Source organism: uncultured Corynebacterium sp. (genome assembly GCF_937999985.1).
GTDB lineage: Bacteria > Actinomycetota > Actinomycetes > Mycobacteriales > Mycobacteriaceae > Corynebacterium.
The window spans coordinates 1-2455 of the sequence record NZ_CALLDG010000132.1 but is presented as its reverse complement, the minus strand read 5'-3'; the positions used below and the strand labels follow the sequence as shown (position 1 = coordinate 2455).

Annotated in this window: 4 protein-coding genes; 3 read left to right on the top strand and 1 reads right to left on the bottom strand. The window is 64.5% G+C overall.

The features are described 5' to 3' along the window. The first annotated feature begins 49 nt into the window (after positions 1-49). Entirely contained in the window at positions 50-415 is a 366-nt protein-coding gene (locus Q0331_RS06290) for a WhiB family transcriptional regulator (RefSeq protein WP_034971252.1), read from the top strand. Here Q0331_RS06290 and Q0331_RS06285 read toward each other — a convergent pair whose 3' ends face one another. Further along, on the bottom strand, positions 416-868 hold the full coding sequence (locus tag Q0331_RS06285; protein ID WP_298075590.1) for a metallopeptidase family protein: 453 nt from the start codon (positions 866-868) through the stop codon (positions 416-418). It lies immediately after the preceding gene. A gap of 76 nt (positions 869-944) precedes the next feature. On the opposite strand from Q0331_RS06285, the gene Q0331_RS06280 reads away from it, so the two are divergent. After that, the gene (locus tag Q0331_RS06280) at positions 945-1364 is read left to right on the top strand and encodes a DUF3499 domain-containing protein (protein WP_298075589.1); all 420 of its coding nucleotides are present in this window, start codon (positions 945-947) and stop codon (positions 1362-1364) included. Positions 1365-1378: 14 nt separating this feature from the next. Continuing rightward, on the top strand, positions 1379-2455 hold a 1077-nt coding region (locus Q0331_RS06275; protein WP_298075588.1), incomplete at its 3' end, for a phosphomannomutase/phosphoglucomutase.

Below are 2455 nucleotides of genomic sequence, written 5' to 3'. Positions count from 1 at the left end.
TAATCTTCAGTAGACCGATAAAGACAGGCATCAGATGAGGAGACTCCCCGTGGACAAGTCAGTAGACACCGCCCTTCGTGGCCACTTTGCTGACGGTTCCTCGGCGGTAGAGCAGGAGGCGAACGTGGACAATGAAGCTCGCCAGAAGAATCTCTTCGATCTGACGCAGGACTTCGACCTGCTTTTCGATGCTGTAGAGCAGGACTGGCAAGAGCAGGCGCTGTGCGCGCAAACCGACCCGGAGGCATTCTTCCCGGAGAAGGGTGGCTCCACCCGCGAGGCCAAGCGCATCTGCCAGGCCTGCGGCGTGCGCGATGAATGCCTGGAATACGCACTGGAGCACGACGAGCGCTTCGGCATCTGGGGCGGGCTCTCCGAGCGCGAGCGTCGCCGCCTGAAGAAGCGTATCGGCTAACTAAAGCCGGGGGTCGATCTGAGTGGGGGAGACGTTAAGATAGCAGGCCACCAGGCGCACAATGATCATCCGCAGGATGTCCTGCAGCTCCCGCGCGGAAGCCGCGCGAGACTCCACCGGACGGCGGAAGATAATTATGCGCGGGCGGGTAGGGGCGCCAGTGTTGTCCACGCCGGCGGTGACCAGCCGGCCCAGCGGAACCTGACCATCGGCGACCACATCCTCCGGCCACTGCCGGTAACCTGCGCTCAGCCGCATGCGCGGCACGACGTCGACGGCGACGTCGAGGCTGGAAAGTTCGGCGTCAAAACGCTCCAAAATAGGTTCGAACGCATCCAAAACCGCATCGTCGAAGCGCTCCGAACGCGACTTATTCCGCGGCACCTCCGGCAGCAAGATGCCCCGGATGCCCCTGCCGCGGGGATCCTGCCTCATGCGCGCGTCCTGCTTCATAAGAACACATCTTAACCGCGCTGCGGCGACATGCCACGAGGGCACGCTCGAAAGCTAGAGTAAAAGGGTTACACTAATGCGCGTGACTTTTATCCGACAATGCTCTCGCCCCGGCTGCGGCAAGCCTGCCGTCGCCACGCTGGAGTTCAACTATGCAGAGCAGCTGGCCATCGTGGGGCCGCTGAGCGTTAGCGGAAACCCTCACCGGTGGGACCTGTGCGAAAGCCACGCCCGCCGCACCACTGTGCCGCAGGGCTGGTCGCTGGAGTTCGCCGACGAACCCGCGGCCACCGAAGCTGACGAAGAAGACTTGATGGCGTTGGCCGAGGCCGTGCAGCAGGCCGCCGAGCACGAGAAGCAGGCGGAGGCGCAACCGGCCCCGCGGCTCTACCGGCGCTCGGAGATCCCCGAAGCCACGCCGCACCATCCCTCCATGAAGAACCTGCCCCGGTCCACGCCGCGCCGCCACCTGCGCGCGGTTCGCGACCAGCACTAGCGAAAGGAAACCCCATGGCTACCCATTCCCCCAAAGACGTAGCAGCGGCCATCAAGGCCTATGACGTCCGTGGAGTTGTCGGCGAGGGCGCCGGATTCCTCAACGAGGAGTTCGTGCGCGACGTGGCCGCTTCCTTCGCCCGCCTGATGCGCGAGGAGGGTGCGGAGACGATCGTCATCGGCCACGACATGCGCGATAGCTCTCCGAGTCTGGCCACCGCCTTCGCCGAAGGTGTGAACGCGCAGGGGTTGGACACCATCACCCTGGGACTCACCAGCACCGACGAGCTGTACTACGCCAGCGGTGTGAAGGAATGCCCGGGTGCCATGTTCACCGCCTCCCACAACCCGGCGAAGTACAACGGCATCAAGCTCTGTCGCGCCGGCGCCCGCCCGGTGGGGCAGGATTCCGGCCTGGACCGCATCTCCTCCGAACTGGTCGAGGGCATCCCCGCCTACGACGGCGAACCTGGCACCAACACCACCGAGGACGTGCTGGAAGGCTACGCCGAGTACCTGAACAACCTGGTGCCGCTGAACATCCGCCCCCTGAAGGTCGCGGTGGACGCGGGCAACGGCATGGGCGGGCTGACCGTTCCCGCCGTGCTGAAGCAGGACTCGCTGGAGATCTTCGACCTCTACTTCGAGCTCGACGGCAACTTCCCGAACCACGAGGCCAACCCGCTGGATCCGAAGAACCTGGTGGACCTGCAGAAGTTCACCGTGGACAAAGGCGCGGACCTTGGCATCGCCTTCGACGGTGACGCAGACCGCTGCTTCATCGTGGACGAGCTGGGCGAGGCAGTTTCCCCCTCCACCATCTGCGCTATGATCGCCGAGCGATACCTGGACGAGCAGCCGGGCGCGACGATCATCCACAACCTGATCACCTCCAAGTCCGTACGCGAACTGGTGGAGACCAAGGGTGGCAAGCCGGTGCGCACCCGCGTGGGCCACTCCTTCATCAAGGCCCAGATGGCCAAGGAGGGCGCCGTCTTCGGCGGCGAGCACTCCGCCCACTACTACTTCAGCGACTTCTTCAACGCGGACTCCGGCATGCTGGCCGCCTTGCACGTGCTGGCTACCCTTGGT

Excerpts from the sequence above, each read along its gene's own strand:
- Q0331_RS06280 (WP_298075589.1), top strand. The coding sequence starts at position 945 with ATGCGCGTGACTTTTATCCGACAATGCTCTCGCCCCGGCTGCGGCAAG.
- Q0331_RS06285 (WP_298075590.1), bottom strand. The coding sequence starts at position 868 with ATGAAGCAGGACGCGCGCATGAGGCAGGATCCCCGCGGCAGGGGCATC.